The sequence below is a fragment of the Paenibacillus sp. NAIST15-1 genome (genome assembly GCF_001894745.1).
Classification (GTDB): Bacteria; Bacillota; Bacilli; order Paenibacillales; family Paenibacillaceae; genus Paenibacillus_B; species Paenibacillus_B suaedae.
Genome location: NZ_BBYF01000003.1, coordinates 732,172 through 753,443, shown reverse-complemented (window position 1 = coordinate 753,443; position 21,272 = coordinate 732,172). Strand labels below are relative to the sequence as shown.

General features: G+C 47.3%; 9 protein-coding genes. 8 read left to right on the top strand and 1 reads right to left on the bottom strand.

Annotated features, from left to right (window positions below; all coding sequences use genetic code 11):
• From PBN151_RS11050 to PBN151_RS11020, 7 genes are all read left to right on the top strand, one after another.
• A partial coding sequence (locus PBN151_RS11050) for a condensation domain-containing protein (protein ID WP_227774566.1) occupies positions 1-1,849 on the top strand: 1,849 nt, incomplete at its 5' end.
• A 44-nt stretch (positions 1,850-1,893) separates the two neighbouring features.
• Positions 1,894-7,557 (top strand): MupA/Atu3671 family FMN-dependent luciferase-like monooxygenase, encoded by a 5,664-nt coding sequence (locus tag PBN151_RS11045; protein WP_072728941.1) that lies wholly within the window; start codon positions 1,894-1,896, stop codon positions 7,555-7,557.
• A 2-nt stretch (positions 7,558-7,559) separates the two neighbouring features.
• The gene (locus PBN151_RS11040; RefSeq protein WP_072728940.1) at positions 7,560-11,327 is read left to right on the top strand and encodes a non-ribosomal peptide synthetase; all 3,768 of its coding nucleotides are present in this window, start codon (positions 7,560-7,562) and stop codon (positions 11,325-11,327) included.
• 391 nt (positions 11,328-11,718) lie between these two features.
• Entirely contained in the window at positions 11,719-12,567 is an 849-nt protein-coding gene (locus PBN151_RS11035; protein WP_227774564.1) for a 3-hydroxyacyl-CoA dehydrogenase family protein, read from the top strand.
• Positions 12,568-12,610: 43 nt separating this feature from the next.
• A complete protein-coding gene (locus tag PBN151_RS11030; RefSeq protein WP_072728938.1) occupies positions 12,611-13,738 on the top strand; it encodes an acyl-CoA dehydrogenase family protein in 1,128 nt (375 codons plus the stop codon).
• A gap of 377 nt (positions 13,739-14,115) precedes the next feature.
• Positions 14,116-15,015 carry a serine hydrolase domain-containing protein gene (locus PBN151_RS11025; RefSeq protein ID WP_072728993.1) on the top strand — a complete coding sequence of 300 codons (900 nt, stop codon included), beginning with the start codon at positions 14,116-14,118 and terminating at the stop codon, positions 15,013-15,015.
• 268 nt (positions 15,016-15,283) lie between these two features.
• Positions 15,284-16,324: a hypothetical protein gene (locus PBN151_RS11020; RefSeq protein WP_072728937.1), complete on the top strand. Its 1,041-nt coding sequence runs from the start codon at positions 15,284-15,286 to the stop codon at positions 16,322-16,324.
• A gap of 500 nt (positions 16,325-16,824) precedes the next feature.
• Here PBN151_RS11020 and PBN151_RS11015 read toward each other — a convergent pair whose 3' ends face one another.
• Entirely contained in the window at positions 16,825-17,088 is a 264-nt protein-coding gene (locus PBN151_RS11015) for a hypothetical protein (RefSeq protein WP_139295315.1), read from the bottom strand.
• 1,062 nt (positions 17,089-18,150) lie between these two features.
• Here PBN151_RS11015 and PBN151_RS11010 point away from each other — a divergent pair.
• Entirely contained in the window at positions 18,151-21,201 is a 3,051-nt protein-coding gene (locus PBN151_RS11010; RefSeq protein WP_072728936.1) for an NPCBM/NEW2 domain-containing protein, read from the top strand.
• The last annotated feature ends 71 nt before the right edge of the window (positions 21,202-21,272 follow it).

The window sequence follows — 21,272 nt, the reverse complement described above, 5'->3', positions numbered from 1 at the left end:
GTGCGCATATTATGTGGCCGACGGCGACCTGGAAGCCGGTGAAGTAAGAGCGTATTTGGCGGAGCGGCTGCCCTCCTACATGGTGCCGGCATACTTGGTGGCACTGGAAGCAATGCCGTTGACGCCGAATGGGAAGCTGAACCGCAAGGCGCTCCCGGCGCCGGAGGAGAATGTAGAGCGCGAGGCGTATGTCGCTCCGCGCAATGAGCTTGAGCGGCAGTTGGCAGCCGTCTGGCAGGAGGTGCTAGGATTTGAACGCATTGGTATCGACGATCACTTCTTCCACATGGGAGGCGACTCAATTAAGGCCATACAAGCAAGTGCCCAGTTGATGACGATCGGGCTTGCCATGCAGGTTAAAGACCTGTTTGAAAAGCCAACGATCCGGTTCTTATCCCCGCTGATCGGACAACATACCCGCGCTGTCGATCAAGGGCCTGTCGAAGGAGCGGCGGTTTTGGCTCCGATTCAACATTGGTTTTTCGACCGGCATGCGACGGATATCCATCATTTCAACCAATCGCTCTTGATGCAGGCCGCTAGCGAGCTGAATCCTGAGTGGGTTAGAGAAGCCGCCGCCAAGCTGGTCGAGCACCACGACGCTTTGCGTATGACATTCGCCCAGAAGGAAGGCGAATGGATTCCGTTCAATCGCGGGCTTTCCGGAGAGCGGAGTTTCGAATTTCGCATTCACGATTTCCGTGACGTTCCGCAAGAAGAACTCGCGGCCCGGATGGACGAAGAGGCCGACAGGTACCAGTCGTCGATGGAACTGAGCGAGGGCCCTTTGTGCAAGGTCGTGTTGTTCCAAACGGCTCGCAAAGATTATCTGCTATTTGTCATCCATCACCTGGTGGTGGACGGCTATTCTTGGCGCATTTTGATGGAGGACTTCCAAACCGGATATATGCAATTATCCCGGAACGAGACGATTCGTTTGCCGGAAAAGACCGACTCATACGTGCTTTGGGCGGAACGGATCCGGGCGTATGCGAACATGCCAGACAGGATGCGCAAAAGCTCGGAATATTGGAGAGGATTCACGCAGAGCCCTGTCGTGCCGCTGCCTGTCGACCGTCCATTAACCGGGCGGCGCGGACATCATATGCAAGCTGTGACGCTAACCTTTCAGGCTGATGTGACGGAGTTGCTACTTACAGCGGCGAATAGGGCTTATCATACGGACACTAACGACTTGCTGCTGGCTGCGCTCGGCCTGGCGTTCAATGAATGGACAGGAGAAGACCATGTATGGATTCAGCTCGAAGGCCACGGTCGCGAGGAGTTGTTCCAAGAAGTGAATATAAATCGAACGGTTGGATGGTTTACTTCGATGTATCCGGTGTTGCTGCCTGCGCAGAGTCATTCGGACGAACTGTCCGGCTTGATTAAAGCGGTGAAAGAGTGTCTACGTGGCATTCCGGATAAAGGAATCGGATACGGCATGCTGCGTTACCTTACCTTAGATGATTTGCCAGAAATCGAGCCGGAAATCTGCTTCAATTATTTGGGTCAATTCGACCAAAGGCAATCATCGGACTTGCTAACCGTGTCCGATCTTCCATCCGGCCATACGGTCAGTCCGAACGTTGAATGTCCATTTACAATCGATATTAACGGAATCGTCAAAGACGGAGAACTTGTCCTGACTTTCCGTTACGACCGCGAAGAGTATGACGAATCTACCATTCAGCGATTCGTAAGTGCTTACGAGCAGCACCTCGGCCGTCTTGTCTCCCATTGTGTCGATAAGCGTGATTCGGATTTTACACCGAGCGACTTCAGCGCAACAGGACTGGATATGGACGATTTGGCAGATGTGTTCCAGGCATTGGAGAACAAATTTTAACGGTTGTGCGTACGCGACAACAATTGAAGGTGGGATGGCTCTGAATGAATATGAAGAAGGAAAACATCAAGGACATGTACCGTCTATCTCCGATGCAGGAAGGAATTATGTTTCACTCCTTCCTGGATCCGGAGACAACCGCCTATTTTCAGCAATTCGAATTCAAGATCGAGGGGACGTTAGACATCGATCTGTTCCGAAGAAGCTTCGATCTATTGGTTGAACGGCACGATATACTGCGTACAACATTCGTCTACGAAAAAGTGAAGCGTCCGCTGCAGATCGTCTTTAAAAGCTGGCCAAAAGAATTGCAGTTTTTTGATCTCAGCGGCATGCCGGAAACTCAAAAAGCGGCTAAAGCGGAACAACTGAAAAAAGAAGATTTGGAAAGGCGTTTTGATCTGTCTAAAGATCATCTGATTCGAATTGCGGTTGTGCAAACAGATCACAAGCGGTATACGATCAGGATTTCCTACCATCACATTTTGATGGATGGATGGTGCATCGGGATTATATCGCAAGAGCTTTTTTCCGCCTACGAGGCTTTGAAAAACGGACAGGCCGTCAATCTTGGCGAATCCTATCCCTTTAGTAAGTACGTGAGTTGGCTTGATCGGCAGGATATGATGGAAGCGTCAGCGTTCTGGCAGGAATACCTCAAGGGCTACGACCAGACCGCAATCGTCCCGCAGCAGCATCAGCCGCAGCAAGGACGCTATGTGCTGAAAGAGCACCGATTATCGCTTGGAACAACCCAAACGGAGCAATTGAACACCATGGCCCGAAAATACGGCATTACGCTTAACGTGCTGATGCAGACGGTCTGGGGAGTCCTGCTTCAGAAATACAACCAAACGGACGATGTTGTGTTTGGCGCAGTTGTTTCTGGGCGGCCGGCCGACCTTCCGGGCATTGAGCAGACAGTCGGCTTGTTCATTAATACGGTTCCTGTGCGCATTCGCTGCGACGAAACTGTATCCTTCGAGGAACTGCTATTTCTTGTTCACCGGTCATCCGTTGCAATGAAAAAGCACGAACATTTTCCTTTGCACGAAGCGCAGCGGTTAAGCGAATTAAAGCAGCAGCTAATCCAGCATATTCTGCTCTTTCAAAATTATCCCGTACATGAAATCGCCGAATCCGCAAACGCCGACCTTGGCTTTCGAGTACGCGACGCGAGTATGTATGAGCAGACCAACTACGATTTCGAGCTTATCGTCGAGCCGGGTGCCGCAATTGGCATCGTTTTTCGATATAACGCGGCCGTATACGAGGAAATGTTTATTGAAGGCGTTGCAGGGCATCTCGTCCAAGTTATCGGTACCGTGCTGGAGTCACCGGACTGTAGGGTAAGGGATTTGCAACTGCTTTCTTCGCAGGAAAAGCGCCGGATTATTGTTGATTTCAATAGTACGGAACTGCCGATCGGGGAGGCTCGGTTGATTCACCTGGCTTTTGAAGAGCAGGCCGCCAAGACGCCCAACAGCATCGCTGTGGAGGGACGGGAGAGCTTGACTTTCGGGGAACTGAACCGCAAAGCCAACCAACTGGCCCAGCGACTGCGACTAGAAGGCGTCAAGCCCGGCAAGCTTGTCGGATTGCTGGCGAACCCGGCGGAAGAGCTCGTGATTGGGATGCTTGCCATCCTGAAAGCGGGCGGCGCATACTTGCCGATCGACCCTCAATTTCCGCCGGATCGCATCGCATACATGTTGGAGGATAGCGGGACACAGTTGCTGTTGACCCAAATCGGACTCGCGTCATATATCCCCGGCGATGCAACGGTGATCGAAATCGACCGGGAAGAGCTTTATCGCGGGGAAGGGGACAATTTGCCGCCTCTTCAGTCGGAAGGCGATCTCGCGTATGTCATCTATACTTCGGGATCTACCGGACAACCGAAGGGAGTGATGGTGTCGCACCGCAATGTCATTCATTTTTTTGCAGGAATGGATCAGCGCGTCAAACCTGCGGATGACGATGTCATGCTTGCCGTAACGACAATCTCCTTCGACATATCCGTTCTGGAATTGCTATGGACCCTTACGCGCGGAATTTCGATTGTACTGCATGGGAAGAAAGGGCGAGAGTTTGATTACTTTGACCGTTATTTGGATGAATACCGGGACACAAGTATGGATTTCAGCCTCTTTTTCTTTTCCAGTTACGATAACAAGCATAAAGAAAATAAATATCAGTTACTGCTGGATATGGTAAAGTATGCGGATCAGAACGGATTCAGCGCCGTATGGACACCGGAGCGACATTTTCACAGTTTCGGCGGCCTGTACCCGAATCCATCGGTAACGTCGGCGGCATTGGCGATGGTAACCGAGCGGTTGCAATTGCGCTCGGGAAGTGTCGTTGCACCTTTGCATAACACCCTTCGGATCGCGGAGGAATGGGCAGTCGTGGACAATCTCTCTGGCGGCCGCGCTGGCGTTTCGTTTACGGCTGGCTGGCACCAGGACGACTTTGCGTTGAATCCTAAGAATTATGAGCAACGGCACGAAGTCATGTTTCAACAGATTGAGGAAGTAAGACGGCTGTGGCGCGGGGAGAGCGTGCCTGTGTCGAATGGGCTGGGCAGTGAAATCGAGGTCCGAGTTTATCCGGAGCCAGTTCAACCCGAGATTCCGATTTGGATCACAACATCGGGTAGCCGCGATACGATAATCGGCGCCGGCCAGATCGGTGCTCATTTACTGACTCATCTGCTTGGCCAGGATGTGGATAGCCTGGCCGAGAACATCGCTCTATACCGGAAAACATTAACGGAAAACGGTTTTTCTGCCGATCACGGCAAAGTTGTTCTGATGCTGCACACCTTCATTGGCGAAGATCTAGAAGCCGTGAAGCAAACTGTCAAGGAGCCGTTCTGCGATTATTTGCGTTCCAGCCTGAGTCTGATTCGCAATCTGGCGGATGCTCTCAACATGAACATGGCGGAGCTTCAGACGGAAGAAGCCATGCAAACGCTGTTGGATTACGGCTTTGACCGCTATTGGCAGACTGCTGCGTTGCTCGGCACCTTGGAAAGTTGCAAGGAGATGGTGGGGCGATTGTCACGCGTGGGAGTAGATGAAATTGCCTGCCTAATCGATTTCGGTGTCGGGCACAATCTAGTTATGGAAGGTTTGGAAAAGCTTTCCTTGCTTCGTCAATCATTTGAGAAGCCATCCGGTGTGCCGGAGAAAACAGGCAACCGACACGTGACTATGCTACAGTGTACGCCTTCCCGTCTCCGTTCCTTAATCAAGGATCCGCAGTCGCAAGAGTTTCTCCGCTCGCTCCGCACGATTATGGTCGGTGGCGAACCGTTCCCTATGGATCTTGCCGAGAAGCTTGGAAGGTTGACGACCGCCCGCATTCTTAATATGTACGGCCCTACCGAAACGACAGTCTGGTCTGCGACGTACGAGATACCTCCACAGCCCACGCGCATGTGCGTTGGAACGCCGATTGCCAATACACAGATCTACTTGTTGGATCCGCACGGGAATCCCGTTCCGGTCGGAGTTGCCGGTGAATTGTACATTGGTGGCGAAGGGGTGACGCAAGGATATCTAAACCGGCCCGAATTGACCGCCGAACGCTTCCTGCCGAACTCGTTCACCGGCACAGGCCGAATGTACCGAACGGGGGATATAGGCCGTTACTTGCCTGACGGCAACATTGAAATATTCGGTCGGCGCGACGACCAGTTGAAGGTGCGCGGCTACCGCATGGAAGCGGGCGAAATCGAAGCCGTTCTGCTTCGTCACGACAGCATCCGGGAAGCTGCCGTTATGGTGCAGGAGGAGGAGTCCGGCGAGAAGACCCTTGTCGCGTATGTCACATGGAAGTACGCCGGGAACGAAGCAGATCTAAGAGCGTTTGCGAGCAGTTTTCTGCCTTATTATATGCTGCCTGCTCAATATATCGGCCTGGAGAGCATGCCGCTTACGCCTAATGGAAAGGCGGACCGCAAAGCGCTTCGACGCCTTGAGCACGTCGCTGGCCAATCCGACAGGTTCTTGGAGCCGACGAGTGAGATCGAAATCGTCATGGCCCGGATATGGCGCCAAGTTTTGGGTTTGGAGAACATCGGCATACACGACAACTTTTTCAAGCTCGGAGGCGATTCGATCAGCGCGTTGCAAATCTCCTCTCAATTGCACAAATACGATTACAGGATGGATATGAAGCATCTATTCCAACATCCGACAATCGCAGAATTAAGCAAGCTAGTGCACACCTCGAACGGCAAGAGGGATCATAGCCAACCGGTGGAAGGGCTTGTTCCGCTCACGCCGATTCAGCATTGGTTCCTGGAACAAAATCTGATGGATGCGCATCATTACAACCATGCCGTTGTTCTCCGCGCTGTGAACTGCTTTGATCCGTCAGCCGTGCAGTGTGTGTTGGAAAAGATTGTGTTCCATCACGATGCTCTGCGCATCGTTTTCCGGCAAGAGAGCGGTGACGGTTCGGTCAAGGCGATTAACCGTCCTACTAGCGCAGGGCTGATCGAGCTTCGTGTGACGGATCTGCGCGGGGAAGATCGATTCGTGGAAAAGGCGGAAGCGGAGTTTGCGGGGCTGCAATCGACGCTGAATCTGACGGAAGGGCCTCTGTTCCTGGCAGCATTGGTTCACACGGACGACGGAGACCACCTGATGCTCGTGATTCACCATTTGCTGGTCGACGGCGTATCCTGGCGGGTACTGATCGAAGATTTTACCGAAGGGTATCGGCAGATATTGCGCGGGGAGGACATTCGTTTTCCGAACAAAACGGATTCGTTTCAAACCTATGCGTTGCGCCTTGCGGAGTTTGCGAAAAGCGAAGCGTTGATGGCGGAGAAAAATTACTGGAAACAGTTGGGGGACTTTTTGTTCCAGCCGCTTCCGCGGAAAAACGCGCTCACGAAGCGGTCTGCGATGAACACGAGCCGTGTGGCTCATCTTACACTTTCGCAGCAGGAGACGCAGCAATTATTACAAGAGATTCATCACGCCTACAATACGGAAATCAATGATATTCTGCTTGCGGCGTTGGGGTACGCGGTGAAGGAATGGACCGGCTCCCCGCATTTGCTGTTCGATCTGGAAGGACACGGGCGCGAACCTTTCGTGGACGACCTTGACGTGACGCGGACGGTAGGCTGGTTCACCTCCGTGTTTCCTGTGGCGCTTGATATGTCGAAATCCGAAAACTTATCCGACCAAATTAAGCGCGTGAAGGAGAACTTGCGGCGTATTCCCGGCAAAGGTCTCGGCTATGGCGTACTGAAGTATTTGACCCCTGCCGAGAAGAAGTGCGAAATTTCCTTCGACGTGCAGCCTGAAATCATGTTCAACTATCTCGGGCAATTCGACCAAAGCGTGCCAGAGGATTTGTTCGAGCTATCTTCATTGTCGGCCGGGCCGATGCTCTCACCAGCCTCGGAACGCAGGTACGCCCTCCTAATTAACGGCATCGTGCGGCAAAAAACGTTCACGCTCTCGTTCGACTACAGCAGCGAACAATTCGAACAATCCGATATAGACAGACTGGTGGAATCGTATCATCGCCATCTGCTGCGGATTATGAATCACTGCCTAGGAAGAGAACAGACGGAACTCACGCCAAACGACCTGCAGTATAAAGGTCTAACGATTGAAGAGTTGGACGAGCTTAGCGAAGAAATCGCGGCGTCCATCACCGAAATAGGAGATAAAGATTAATCATGTCAAAAAAAATGGAAATCCAAAATATTTATTCGCTTAGCTCTATGCAGGAAGGCATGCTTTTCCGTTCGCTTGTCAATCCGGAAATTGGCGAATATGTGTTGCAGTCGGAGTTCGACATACGAGGATCGATAGACATCGAAACGTTTAACAACAGTTTTCAGATTCTGGTGAACCGCCACGACATTTTGCGAAGCATTTTTAACTACAAGAAAGCGAGCCGACCGCTGCAAATTGTTTTAAAAGAAAGGGCAGTATCCGTCCATTCGGAAGACTTTCGTCATCTGGAGTATCCGGACAAGCTTGAGCGGCTGGCCGCGTTCAAAGGCACGGATCTGGCGCGTGGCTTCGATTTGACCAAGGATGTGTTGATCCGTAGTGCGATCCTTCGTATGGACACTGACTACTGCAAGCTGCTGTTAACCTACCATCATATTTTGATGGACGGTTGGTGTCTCGGCATCTTGTTTAACGAGTTGACGCAAATTTACCGCAGCTTGAAAAACGATAAGGAGCTTCAGCTCCCGCATGCATATCCTTACGGAACGTTCATCAACTGGATCGAACAGCAGGACAAGGAAGCGGCGGAGCGATATTGGGAGCGGTTGCTTGCTGGCTATGAGCATCCAGCCCTGCTTCCTCAAGCGGAGACACAGCGGGATACAGGCCGATACGACTTTCAGAAATATGCGTTCGAATTCGATACCTACACGACGCGGGAGCTGACGCTGTTTGCACAAAGCTCGCAAGTGACGCTATACGTCGTCATGCAAACGCTTTGGGGCGCGCTGCTTCAAAAATACAATAATACAACGGATGTCGTATTCGGAGCTGTCGTATCGGGACGTCCGGCGGATTTGGCGGGTGTTGACCGAATGGTGGGACTGTTTATCAATACAGTTCCGGTACGTATCCGCCAGGAGGACGGTGAAACATTCTCCGGACTGGTCAGAAAGGTGCAGATGCAAACGACCGAGGGAAACCCGTACGAGTATTTCCCGTTGCACAACGTGCAAGCGAAGACTGCACTCAAGGGAAATTTGTTTCAGCATATCATCGCCTTTGAGAATTATCCGATGCACCGTGAACTGCGCGGCGCCGACTCCACAAACGACGATTTGGGATTTACCGTGGACGACTTCACGATTCGCGAACAGACCAACTACGACTTGAACGTCATTTTTGTTCCTGGCGAGCGAATGAAGGTGACGATGACCTACAATGCGGAGATATATTCGGCTATCGGAGTGCAAACAATTGAGGCGCACTTACGCCAGCTCGTTCGAGAGGTTCTGCACAATCCAGCGCGCGGGTTGTCCGATTTGGAAATCGTTACCGCACAGGAGCACAGCATTCAGCTCTCATTCAACAATCGTGCGTCTTATCCCGAACGGGCAACCTTATCTGAATTGTTCGAACGGCAGGCACAAACAACGCCTGACAAAGTTGCCGTTGTCTGCGGGGAGCAGAGCTTGACCTACCGCGATCTCAACATCCGAGCGAACCAGCTTGCATATGTGCTCCGTAGCAAGGGTGCAGGGCCGGACAAACTTGTGGCGCTGCTGTTAGAGCGCTCAGCTGAGATGATCGTGGCTATCCTCGCAACATTGAAAGCAGGAAGCGCTTATGTGCCGATTGATCCGGGCTACCCGGAAAAACGCATACGCTACATGCTGCAAGATAGCGAGGCGTGCTTGCTGCTGCTCGAATCGCAAAACAGGCAGATAGTAACGGATTTCGGAGGATCTGTTGTCGAAATCGATAATTCGGAAATCGCTCATGCACCGGGTTTCGATTTGCCGTCGGTGGCAGAAGCCCACCATCTTGCCTATATTATTTACACCTCCGGCACGACCGGCATACCCAAAGGGGTGATGATTGAACATCGCAACGTCGTTCGATTGTTTTTCCACGAAGGCTGTTTGTTTGATTTTGGATCGGACGATGTGTGGACGATGGGCCACTCCTACTGTTTCGACTTTTCGGTATGGGAGATGTACGGAGCACTTCTGTACGGCGGTAAGCTCGTCATCGTGCCGGAGCAAACTGTTCGCGATCCGCAGCAGTACTTGAAATTGCTGCAAACGGAGCAGGTGACGATCCTGAACCAAACTCCTACGATGTTCTATCACCTTATACAAGCAGAGGAAAAACTGCCGCAGTTCGATCTTCGCCTTAGAATGGTCATTTTCGGCGGCGAAGCGCTTGCACCTTACCAGTTAAAGAACTGGAAGGCAAGACATCCGCAAGTCCGGCTGATAAATATGTACGGCATTACGGAAACGACGGTACACGTAACCTTTAACGAGCTAACGGAAGCTGATATTGATCGCAATCTCAGCAATATTGGGCGTCCGATTCCTACACTCGCACTCTATATTCTGGATCGGAATTTGAACCTGCTGCCACAAGGCGTTGTTGGTGAAATGTATGTAGGAGGGGAAGGCGTTGGACGTGGTTATCTAAATCGGCCTGAATTGACGGCTGAACGATTTCTCCCGAATCCTTATGTCCCCGGCGATGTTCTTTACAGGACGGGGGATATGGGCAGGTGGAGGCACAATTGGGAATTAGAGTACTTGGGACGTGCGGATCATCAGGTGAAAATTCGTGGTTATCGGATTGAGCTTGACGAAATTGAGTTATGTCTGCTAAAGCATAACTCGATTCAAGGGGTTGTCGTGCTGCCGAAAGAGGGAGCAGGAGAAACAGCCGTTCTTTGTGCATACATCAAGGCAAATCGGCCTCTTCAATTGGAGGAAGTTAGGATCTATATGGAGGACAAGCTGCCATCCTATATGATACCTTCATTGTTCTTTCAAGTCGATCACATCCCGTTAACGACGAACGGAAAAATCGATCGTCAAGTGTTATTGGCAGAAAAAAATGCGCTTGGTACCTCTAAGGAGGAATCTATTGAACCAACGGATGAATTGGAACAGGAATTGTTTGCGATTTGGAAACAAGTATTGGGCGCTGACCATTTTGGCATACACGATCATTTCTTCGATGTCGGAGGAAATTCCATTTTATTGATTCAGGTTCACAATCGGCTCGACAATCGTTACCCAGGGAAAATAACGATTGCCGATTTATTTGCTTATTCCACCATCTCCAAGCTGAAGGAACAAATCAGTCGGCTAAATCACTCGGAGCTGTCGTCGGTAAACATTGAAGGACTGGTGCTGCCTTCCGAATATTATGCCGGAGATCCTTCGCTAGAAGAGGGGACCCAATATCGTTACACTCTCTCAAGCGATTTACATAATCGATTAGCGAGGATTTCCCGACAGGAGCAGATTTCGGTTTCGGATCTAATGCAGGGGTTGTTCGCGTACGTACTTTCCGAAATATTGCAAACAGACCGCATGCCGTTGCAACTCATTGAGTCAAGCGGCATCTTACAGGTTGTAATCGCGTTCAACTCGATTGCAGAGTTTTCGGATCTTTTCCATAGGGTGGCCGATGGAAAGGGGAAGCGGGACGAACTTTACAGCTTCTCACATATGAGCAAAGCGAGACAGCAAGCAAGCTCGGAAACGGTTTATCCTGTGTTCGTAGAAGCATCCGAAGAGGACGGAACGTTGAATTTGACGGACTTTTTTGATTTTGGATTGGAATGGAGAGCACAACAAGGGGGAGGAGAACTCTTCTTTCACTTTGATCATCGTCGATTGGAGAAGGAAAAAATGCGATCCATTTTTTCACAATACATCGGTTTCCTTAAGCTCTTTGCAGAAAATCACAATGGTGCGATCCGCAAATAACAAGGTCGTTTTAAGAAGGGCGGGTCAACCGCACGGAAGAACGCTTAGATGGTCTTGCTAGGGATAAGACCGTATTTGTCGCTCCCCTGCGGAAGCGGCAGCAGACGCTGACATCATCCTGGCCTGTGTGACAGATGACCAGGCGAGCGAACAAATATGGTCTGGATCGTACGGAGCGTTTCCAATGCAAAGCAAGGCATTGCTGCCATTGAAAGCTCCTCTTTGTCCGTATCTTACATTGATAAGTGGTAATCGGCTATATGGATTGCTCGTCTGTTAGCGAATTATATTTTGAACGCAACAATAGGCCCCATCGGCAATCGTGTGAGAATATAATCCAATGCTTGCCGAGTTGTTAGGACAATTAAATGATGAATAATGGCGGTGTTCAGTGATGCAAAAAATCGGAGTCGTCGGTGCAGGGACGATGGGGATCGGTCTTTCTCAGTCTTTGGCCCAAGCAGGTTTGGAAGTCGTTCTTGTCGATATTTCGGATGACATTCTCGCCCGTGCAAAAGAAGAAATTCGCAAAAGTATACGATTTTCCGCATTCTTTAATAAGGGTCATTCGTTGGAAAGCGTGGACGCTGTACTTACCAGAATCACCTTGACCACGGATCACCACTTGTTATATGACGTAGATTTCCTTGTGGAGAACGTGACCGAAAAATATGAAGTGAAGCAGGCGGTATATGAGATTATCGATCGGATTTGCCCTGAGCACTGTGTTTTTGCCGTTAACACTTCCTGTATTTCGATAACCAAATTGGCGGCTGGGACGAAACGTCCAGATCGGGTGATTGGCATGCATTTCATGAATCCGGTCATGATGAAGCCGACAGTCGAAGCGATTCGAGGTTTTCATACCTCCGACAAGACTATTGAAACCGCTAAAGATTTCCTTGCCCGCTTCGGCAAGGACATGATTCTCGTAAACGATCTTCCGGGGTTCGTTTCCAACCGTATTTCACACCTGCTCATGAATGAAGCGGCATTTGTCGTACAGGATCAGGTGGCTCAACCAAAGGATGTCGACGACATTTTTAAGAAGTGTTTTAACCATGCGATGGGACCGTTAGAAACGGCTGATCTTATCGGACTCGATACGGTCGTCCATTCTCTCGATGTGCTCTATGAAAGCTATCAGGATTCGAAGTACCGCGTCTGCCCGCTGCTACGCAAAATGGTCGACGCCGGCCTTCACGGTCGAAAAAGCGGACGCGGCTTCTACGACTACTGATTTTCCAGTTTGGTCAATTCTATCTTTGAAAGGTGAAACTAATATGAGGCTTAGGTTAAGTGCAGAGCAGGAGCAGTTTCAGGAAGATTGCAGAGCGTTCGTCGACCGTGAGGTATTGCCGTTGGCGAACCGGATGGACAGGGAGGAGCACACGCAAGCAGATTTGATCCGGAAAGTAGCAGAGCAGGGTTACCTCGGGGCAGTTATTCCGAGATCCTATGGAGGGTGTCAACTTGATTACATAAGCCTCGGCCTTATGCACGAGCAAACCGGGCGCGCCTGCTCCTCCATACGCAGCCTGTTGACGGTCCACGGTATGGTAACATTGGCGATTCGTAAGTGGGGCAATGAACTTCAGAAGCAGCAATGGCTGCCTGAACTGGCCTCAGGAACCCGGATTGGCGCATTCGGGCTCAGCGAACCAAACATTGGTACTGATGCAAAAAGCATCGAGACTACTGCTGAGTTGGTGAACGGGCGATATGTACTAAACGGTAGAAAAAAGTGGATCACCTATGGTCAAATCGCCAATCTCTTTTTAATCTTTGCACGCTGTGAGGGACAACCAACCGCTTTCCTGGTAGAACGTGACAGCAAGGGATTTACGGCCAATGCGATTGACGGCATTTTGGGAACAAAGGCTTCCATGCTTGCAGAACTTCACCTTGACAATTGCGAGGTACCAGCGGAGAACTTGCTAGGGAGAATCGGTATGGGACTATCCTTCGTCGGAACTCACTGCCTGGATTACGGCCGATTCTCAATCGCATTCGGTGCGGTTGGAATTGGACAGGGCTGTTTAGAAGATAGTCTCGAATATACGTCAAATCGTAAACAGTTCGGCGTCGTTCTCCGTGAACATCAATTGATTCAAAAAATGATAACCGAGATGATCGTCAATGTCGAGGCGGCACGACTGCTTTGTCATCAAGCTGCATATTTGGCCGATCTCGCCGATCCCGACTTTATGATGGCAAGCTGGAAGGCAAAGTATTTTGCCACGTCGATTCTTAGAAAGATCACAAGCGATGCGGTTCAGATACAAGGCGCATTCGGCTGCAGCACAGATAGCAATGCGCAACGCTATTTCCGCGATGCGAAGATTATGGAAATTATCGAGGGCACGACGCAGATGCACGAAATGATTATTGCGAGACATGCTTATATATAATACAGCACTGGGCGGAATTCCTCCAGAATCCTGAATCATCTCAATTTATTCAATTACTACGAACCTATATTCGTTCGTATTTTAGGAATTTTGAGACGTTTAATCCCCGTCCCGCATACGAGCATCTTGATACCGAATTCATGCTGTTCATGGTGATAAAGAAAAGATTCCGTTACAAGCTATCGAAGCCTGGCGTCATTACACTTCACGTTCTAGCCAAATTGAAGTATTTTCTGGTGGGCATTTCTTCATCAATGACTACGCCGAACAGCTAACAGAATTGATGAAGTGTATATTGTCCAAGCACAGGGAATAATGCAACTCGATAAGACAAAGAGGTGGGCTGAGTGGGACTTTCATCGAACAATCAAACGAAAATGGAAACCAATCATTTGTCTGAAATACTAAAGAAAGAGAAAATTCACAGCTGTTTGATCAGCGTAGGTAGCGAGCCCATATATCAATTTTTTAAGAACAAAAAATCGGTTAACAAACTTCATAAAGTCAATTCATGTACAAAAAGCGTGACCTCATGCCTGATCGGGATTGCACATGAAAAAGGCTTCATTCCCGACTTGACTGCTCCGATTGCAACCTATTTTCCATCGCTGCTGAAAGATCAAGATCCGAGAAAGCAGTTTATCACGATCGACCACTTGTTGACTATGACTGCCGGATTCGATTGGCCCGAGATGGAGGATTGGGGAGGCTGGCCTCAAATGATCCATAGCTCGAACTGGGTGAAGTATGTGCTGGAGAGGCCCTTACTCACCGAACCCGGTCTAGTGATGAACTATAACTCGGGTTGCAGCCAGCTACTTTTGGCCATTTTGCAAAAAGCGACGAATCAAAAAGCACGTGAATTTGCTGTCCGCCATTTATTTTCTAATCTGGGCTTTGAAGATTTCATTTGGCATGAGGATCCGCAGGGCGTGAATATCGGCGGCTTCGGACTTTATCTTACCGTTCAGGACATGCATAAATTTGGGAGCTTATATTTGAACATGGGAAGATGGGGAAAAAAGCAATTGATAAGCGAAAAATGGATTGCACAAACGACGCAGCCAGAAAATCTGTCCTACCCCGATTTGGGTCATTACGGGAGGCATTGGTGGGTTTCTCAAACCTCTGGTGCCGGAGGGTTTTATTTTGCAATGGGCATGGGAGGGCAGTATATTTGTGTCGTTCCGTCCCGAAAAATAGTCATTAGCATGACAAGTGATACTTACGGGGATACGCTGAGGCCATTGCAAATCATAAAAAGTTCCATTTTGTAGTTTCGCTGAGACAAGTGCTGTAAGCATTGGATTAAGTTATTATATGGTACAACTTGCTTTCATGAAAATTTGGAAAGTCTGCTTGGAGTTCAGTTAAAGTGCTAATACAGTATCAGATTTAAAACTGTGTGTAGGAAAAGGAAACTTATGCATTCCGGAATCACATTGTTATCTGAAACACTGTATTAGCTCTGATGCTGTACTGTTTTTTTACAAAATTGATTATTCGAAAGGCATGTATTGATACAAATTATCTAGGGGATGTATTATGGGTACAAAACGACTTCGTATTGCGATTCCACCAGTTCTCGGCTATTTAGGTCAAGCTTATCCACTCTCCATCATGGCACAGTCTAATCATTATTTACCTTGGTTTTATACTAACTTTATTCATCTATATTATGAAAGTAATTTACTCGATGCTAAGATCCAACAATCCACATTAAATTTCTACAACTATGCATATAAAGGGTATGATGGCCCAATAAACAGTCCATGGATTAATGCTGCTGGAATAGATGGGAAAATTGTTGAAGGGTATAAAGGTGGGCCAATAAAGTTTATTACTGATTGTATTGATAATCGACAATATGTTGAGTTAAATGTGGATGAGTTTTATATCCCTAATACTTATGCACATGGTGAATATGAATTCAAACATCAATTCATGGTATATGGATATAGTATGCGTAAGCAAACAATTTACGGTCTTGGATTTGATAAAGAAGGTAAATTCACCGAATTGCCTGTTACATTCAACGATTTTGAAAAATCTCTGATGAGTTACAAAGATATTGAAGGTAAGCTAGGCCTATACAATTTGTGGACATATAATGATAATGCGAATTTTCGTTTTGAAGTTCGTTTTGTAAGAGAATCATTGAGAGAGTATTTGGAATCAAAAAATCTTGATGAAAGGATAAGTATGTTTATAAATCCAAGAAAAAGGGTTTATGGAATGGCTATTTATGAGCAACTTTTGATATTTTTGGAAGGGTGGATGACGGGGAGAACATCCTATGATATTAGGCCAATTCATATTATGTTGGAACATAAAAAATGTATGTCTTCAAGAGTAAAATATATGATTAAACACAAATATCTCTCCGATGAATTTGATTATATCAAAAATTTCGTATCAATAGAAAAAATGGCCCGAACAGGAAAAAGTATGGTTATAAAGTATAAACTGACTAACGATAATGATATAATAAAAAGACTAATTGAGCTTTATCGTCAGATGCAACTGGAAGAATATAATGCAATTCAAGTTGTTGTTGACTCTTTAACTGAAAGAACTCTGCCTTAATATTTTGGTTGGCGTATCTTATTCAGTAAAGTCTATTAAAGAGTTCTGTAGATAAGATTGCTAAAAAGCTGAACTTATAACAATGAGACCACCCCCCTCCCTGTTTGTGAGAAAGGGATCAAAATATCTACAAGTTTAAGCAGCCAGTCGTCGGAAATTAACTGCCGACTGGTTATTTAGTTTCGTTTGAATGCGAATGAGTTATAGTAAGTAATGTAATCTCGAACGGTCTGCTCTACAATTGCCGTCAGGTTTGAAGCAGTGACGTGATCTTTCGGTACCCATAACGGAATTTATGTTCCGTACAGAGCTCTCGAATTTTCTCAACGACATAATTTACACGCTTAGCTCTGCAAGACGATTTCCAACGGTAATAATTAGCTCGAGGAATTCCTAACCATGTACAGGCCTGTGTAATACAATACTATTTATTTCTCCTCGAATGGACTCTACCCAAGCAATGACTAACTAACTTCAGCTGACACCTCCTTTCCAACTCCTTATACTTTTTTTAGAACATCTAGTTGCTGCTTAAGGAAACGATTCCCTGCTTTCACTTTTTCAAGTTCTGATGTGTATTCCGGCTCTTTACCGTAGCTATAGTGCTTACCTACTGGCTGTTCCAGACGATGGAGTTCATCTTCCCGATACCACTTTATCCTGACTTTTAATTGAGTCACATTTTTAATATTTAGCTCGTTCATGACTTCTTTCACAGGAATACCAGCTGATCTCATTTCAATTGCTTTCAATTTCACTTCCACAGGTAGCTCATTCTAGTTACCAACGCAAAAACACCTCCAAGATTGTCTCCCTTATCTTACGGTATGCTCATGTCTGCTCATATGTTGTTATCACTGACTGCGGAATGACTAAGTAGAATTTGGGTATTTCATTACACAACATCCATCTTAACTTAATTCTCTTCAAAATAATGACGCATATTGGGTTCTATAATAACGGAAAATAAGCTGAAAAACACGAACGATATTACCAGATTATTATTTATACAATCGTTAGGATATACAGTAGTTACAGCATTACATAATTATAAAATGTGCGTATCTCATGTAGATATGGATTGAGAGCTATATTCATGTCAGCTCAACTGTAGAATATATTCAGAACTTCAAGACTTTAATGAGTATCGAAAATGATATTCGCACAGAATCGAGTCTTAATATAGCAATATTAAGCTCAAAATCGCTTCCTCGCCACTTAACTGAAATGTTGTCGATACTGCTCATAAAACAATTATTTTTGGGATTGGAAAACCGACATGCCTGCTAGAATACCACGAGTGAAATGCCAATCATGTACCAAATTCACTCAACTTCCAGTGAAATGGGTTCGATCGCTCTCACATTTCACTCTGCTATTTGAAGCGTGGGCGATGCGATGATGGCTGAAATTCTCTTGACGGCGCAAGGGTTATGAAACTAGCAACTATGCTTTTACCCGTCTGTACAGCGAAGAGCCCTACTTCCGATGATCGATATTTTGTATCATCGTTTCTTTCCTCCCCGTGTAGTTTCTGAATACTCCTACCATGCTTCTTCTTTCTTGTATTTCATTTACATATGAACCCACTGGTCTGCAGCACCGACTTGTCTCACTTGAGCTCTAGATATCGACTTTATGAAAATATTGAAATCGCTTCCAAGTTGGATTATATCGGATTTCGCAAAGGGGGGATCAAAATCGAGCATTCACCTGGGACAGGGGGAATCGTTGTTAAGAAGAAAGGAGGCTAGGTCTGTACTTATACTGACTGTTGCATTTGACAATCCGTACGAGAAAAAATAAAAGAAAGGATGATAGTTATAATGAACAACTCCCGGTTTCAAAAGTCGTTGGCAAAGCTCTTGTTATTGTTTGTGCTGTGCATTGGTTTGTTTGGGTTCAATTATTCGCAGGCCTTTGCGCTTGACAATGGGCTTGCGGAAACACCTCCGATGGGCTGGAACGGTTGGAACGCCTTTCATTGTGACGTGAATGCCGTTCTCGTGAAGGAAACGGCTAAAAAGATGGTAGAATCCGGGATGAAAGAAGCGGGCTATCAATACGTTAACCTCGATGATTGTTGGATGCTTAGTCAGCGCGATGAAAACGGCAATTTGGTTCCCGATCCGGCAAAGTTTCCAGACGGGATTAAGGAAGTCGCCGATTATGTTCACTCTCTCGGTCTGAAAATTGGTATCTACGCAAGCGCAGGTACCACGACTTGTGCGTGGTATCCGGGGAGTCTCAATTATGAAGAGAAAGATGCCCAAAGTTTTGCCGAGTGGGGAATCGACTATTTAAAGTATGATAATTGTGGCGATCCTCAGGGTCGACCGATACAGGAACGCTATGAGAAGATGCGTGATGCGCTTGCGGCTACAGGACGGGACATTGTTTTCAGTATGAGCGTTGGAGGAGGCGATGATCCGTGGTTATGGGGCAAGCAGGTGGGCAATCTGTGGCGGACAATCGGTGATATTAGTGATTCGTATCTAAGGATGTTAGTCGTTTTCCTTAAGAATGTTGAACTGTATCCGTACGCCGGTCCGGGCTATTGGAATGATGCTGATATGTTGGAAATCGGTAACGGGGGCATGAGTCTAGAAGAATATCGTACCGAATTTAGTCTTTGGTCCATAATGGCTTCGCCATTGCTCGCGGGTACCGATTTACTGAATGCCTCCAAAGAAATTATGGATATTTACACCAATCGTGAAGTGATTGCGGTGAATCAGGATCCAATCGGGCTACAGGGACGTCCCATCAAGCAGAAAAACGACGGTAGTATGGTATTGTTGAAACCGATGGCCAATGGGGACAAAGCCGTGGTGTTCTTCAACTCAAGCAATGCTGCGTTAAATGTGGAGATAAGTCTTAGTCAATTGGGCATACCATTCTCTGTCGACAAGAAAACTTATACGGTTCGGAATCTCTGGGCACATGAAACGGTATCGACCACAGACAAAATCAGTGCTTCTGTTCCGGCTCACGGAATTATGATGTATCGCATCAGTCCGGGAACGAAAAATGAGGTTTCAACTGACGGATTTAAGCGTGTTATCAATAATGACGGCAAAGAAATTTGGGTGAAATCGTTATCTGACGGAAGCAAAATGATTACATTGGTCAACCGGACTACTGCCGCGACAACAATCAGTGCTGAGCCGGAAAAATTAGGTTTCAAACATGCCTCGGTTTATTTGGCTGAAGACTATTGGACTGGCCAAAAATTGAGTTATGCCAGCAAAATCTTCTCCGATGTTGAACCATTTTCAGCGGTTACCTACCGTGTTACACCGGGGACACCAAACGAGGTGCCTGCCGCTGTTGGTATATCGTTTGACGGTCCTTCTTTAATAGCCCCAGGTGAAACCAAAACGATCATAACAACGATGACCAATTATGGTAGAAACGCTGTTCATAACCTGGATCTCAAACTAAATGTACCGGAAGGATGGAAAGTTATCCCCGGTTCGGACACCACATTTAAAACCATGCCACCGGAAGGCAAAAACAATTCCGTTAAGGTGAGTTGGAAGGTGACGGCGCCTCAAGACGCTGAGGCTGGCTGGAGTCATCTTACAGCGGATGTCATGTTCGATTCTGGTGGGGGAAATCAGGGGCATGTACGCTCAGGATTATCCGTACAAATCCCGTCCGCCCCTCCGACAGAAAATGCATTTCTAAGCGACATGCAATTTTTTGGCAACGTTTCGAACGGCTGGGGTCCGATTGAAAGGGATACAAGTGTCGGTGGGAACTATCAAGGAGATGGCAAAATGATCACTCTGAACGGTAAAGGGTATGAAAAAGGATTGGGTGTCCATGCATACTCTAAAGCTTCATTTTATATTGGTAAAAACTTTTCAAGGTTTATTTCTGATATTGGACTAGACGGTGAAACTCATGGGGGCTCTGTCATCTTTCAAGTGTGGGGAGACGGGGAAAAGCTCTATGATAGCGGTGTAATGAAAGATAACGCGGATGTCCAGCATGTCAATGTTGATGTTTCCAATGTCGATGTTCTTATGTTGGAAGTAATGGACGGTGGCGTTGGCAATGGTGCGGATCATGCTGATTGGGCTGGAGCGAAGCTGTTGAAAGAGGTGTTAGTAGATGACATCAAGATCAACGGGGAATCCTTATCAGGTTTTGATCAAGTAACTACAGATTATTACATGACATATTTGGAAGGTACGATATCGGATGTACCTACGGTGGAAGTCATTCCGGCCAATAATGATGTTAAGGTAGATATTTCACCGGCTGAACAACTTCCGGGTACTACCGTGATTACCGCCACCTCGGCAGATGGATCAGTGACGAAAACGTATAAGATTCATTTTAACGTCACTCCACAATTGTATGTAAGCGACCTTCCGTGGATTTATGCGACGACTGGCTGGGGAACGATTCATCGAGATGCTAGTGTCGGAGAGAACCCGATTAAATTGTTAACTGATTCGGGCATTGTTACCTATGATAAAGGAATTGGAACGCATGCTATTTCAGAAATCATTTACGACATTGCCGGGAGAGGGTATGGTCGCTTTCAAAGCTACGTAGGCCTAGATCACGAATCACACAATAACGATAGCGGATCCATAGTTTTTCAAGTATGGGCCGATGGTGAATTATTATTTGACAGCGGGACGATGAAAAGAGACACTCTGGCCAAGTTTGTTGATGTTGATGTTAGTGGCAGAAAACAATTAAAGTTAATCGTTACCGATGCCGGCGATGGAAATGGCAACGATCACGCCGATTGGGCGGACGCCCAATTTATTGCTGGCAACACGGCTTCCGAAATCCATACAAAGATGAACGATGAGGATCTTCCAACTGAAGTGACTATACCTGATTCAAATCAATGATTTCACGTGGAATGATATAGGTTCTTATAGGCCGTGTCCAGTTCGGACTTGGCCTTTTTTTAAATGTCAGT

Bases quoted from the DNA above. Each gene is read 5' to 3' on its own strand.
- PBN151_RS11045 (WP_072728941.1), top strand. From the start codon at position 1,894: ATGAATATGAAGAAGGAAAACATCAAGGACATGTACCGTCTATCTCCG.
- PBN151_RS11025 (WP_072728993.1), top strand. From the start codon at position 14,116: ATGGAAACCAATCATTTGTCTGAAATACTAAAGAAAGAGAAAATTCAC.
- PBN151_RS11040 (WP_072728940.1), top strand. From the start codon at position 7,560: ATGTCAAAAAAAATGGAAATCCAAAATATTTATTCGCTTAGCTCTATG.
- PBN151_RS11030 (WP_072728938.1), top strand. From the start codon at position 12,611: ATGAGGCTTAGGTTAAGTGCAGAGCAGGAGCAGTTTCAGGAAGATTGC.
- PBN151_RS11010 (WP_072728936.1), top strand. From the start codon at position 18,151: ATGAACAACTCCCGGTTTCAAAAGTCGTTGGCAAAGCTCTTGTTATTG.
- PBN151_RS11020 (WP_072728937.1), top strand. From the start codon at position 15,284: ATGGGTACAAAACGACTTCGTATTGCGATTCCACCAGTTCTCGGCTAT.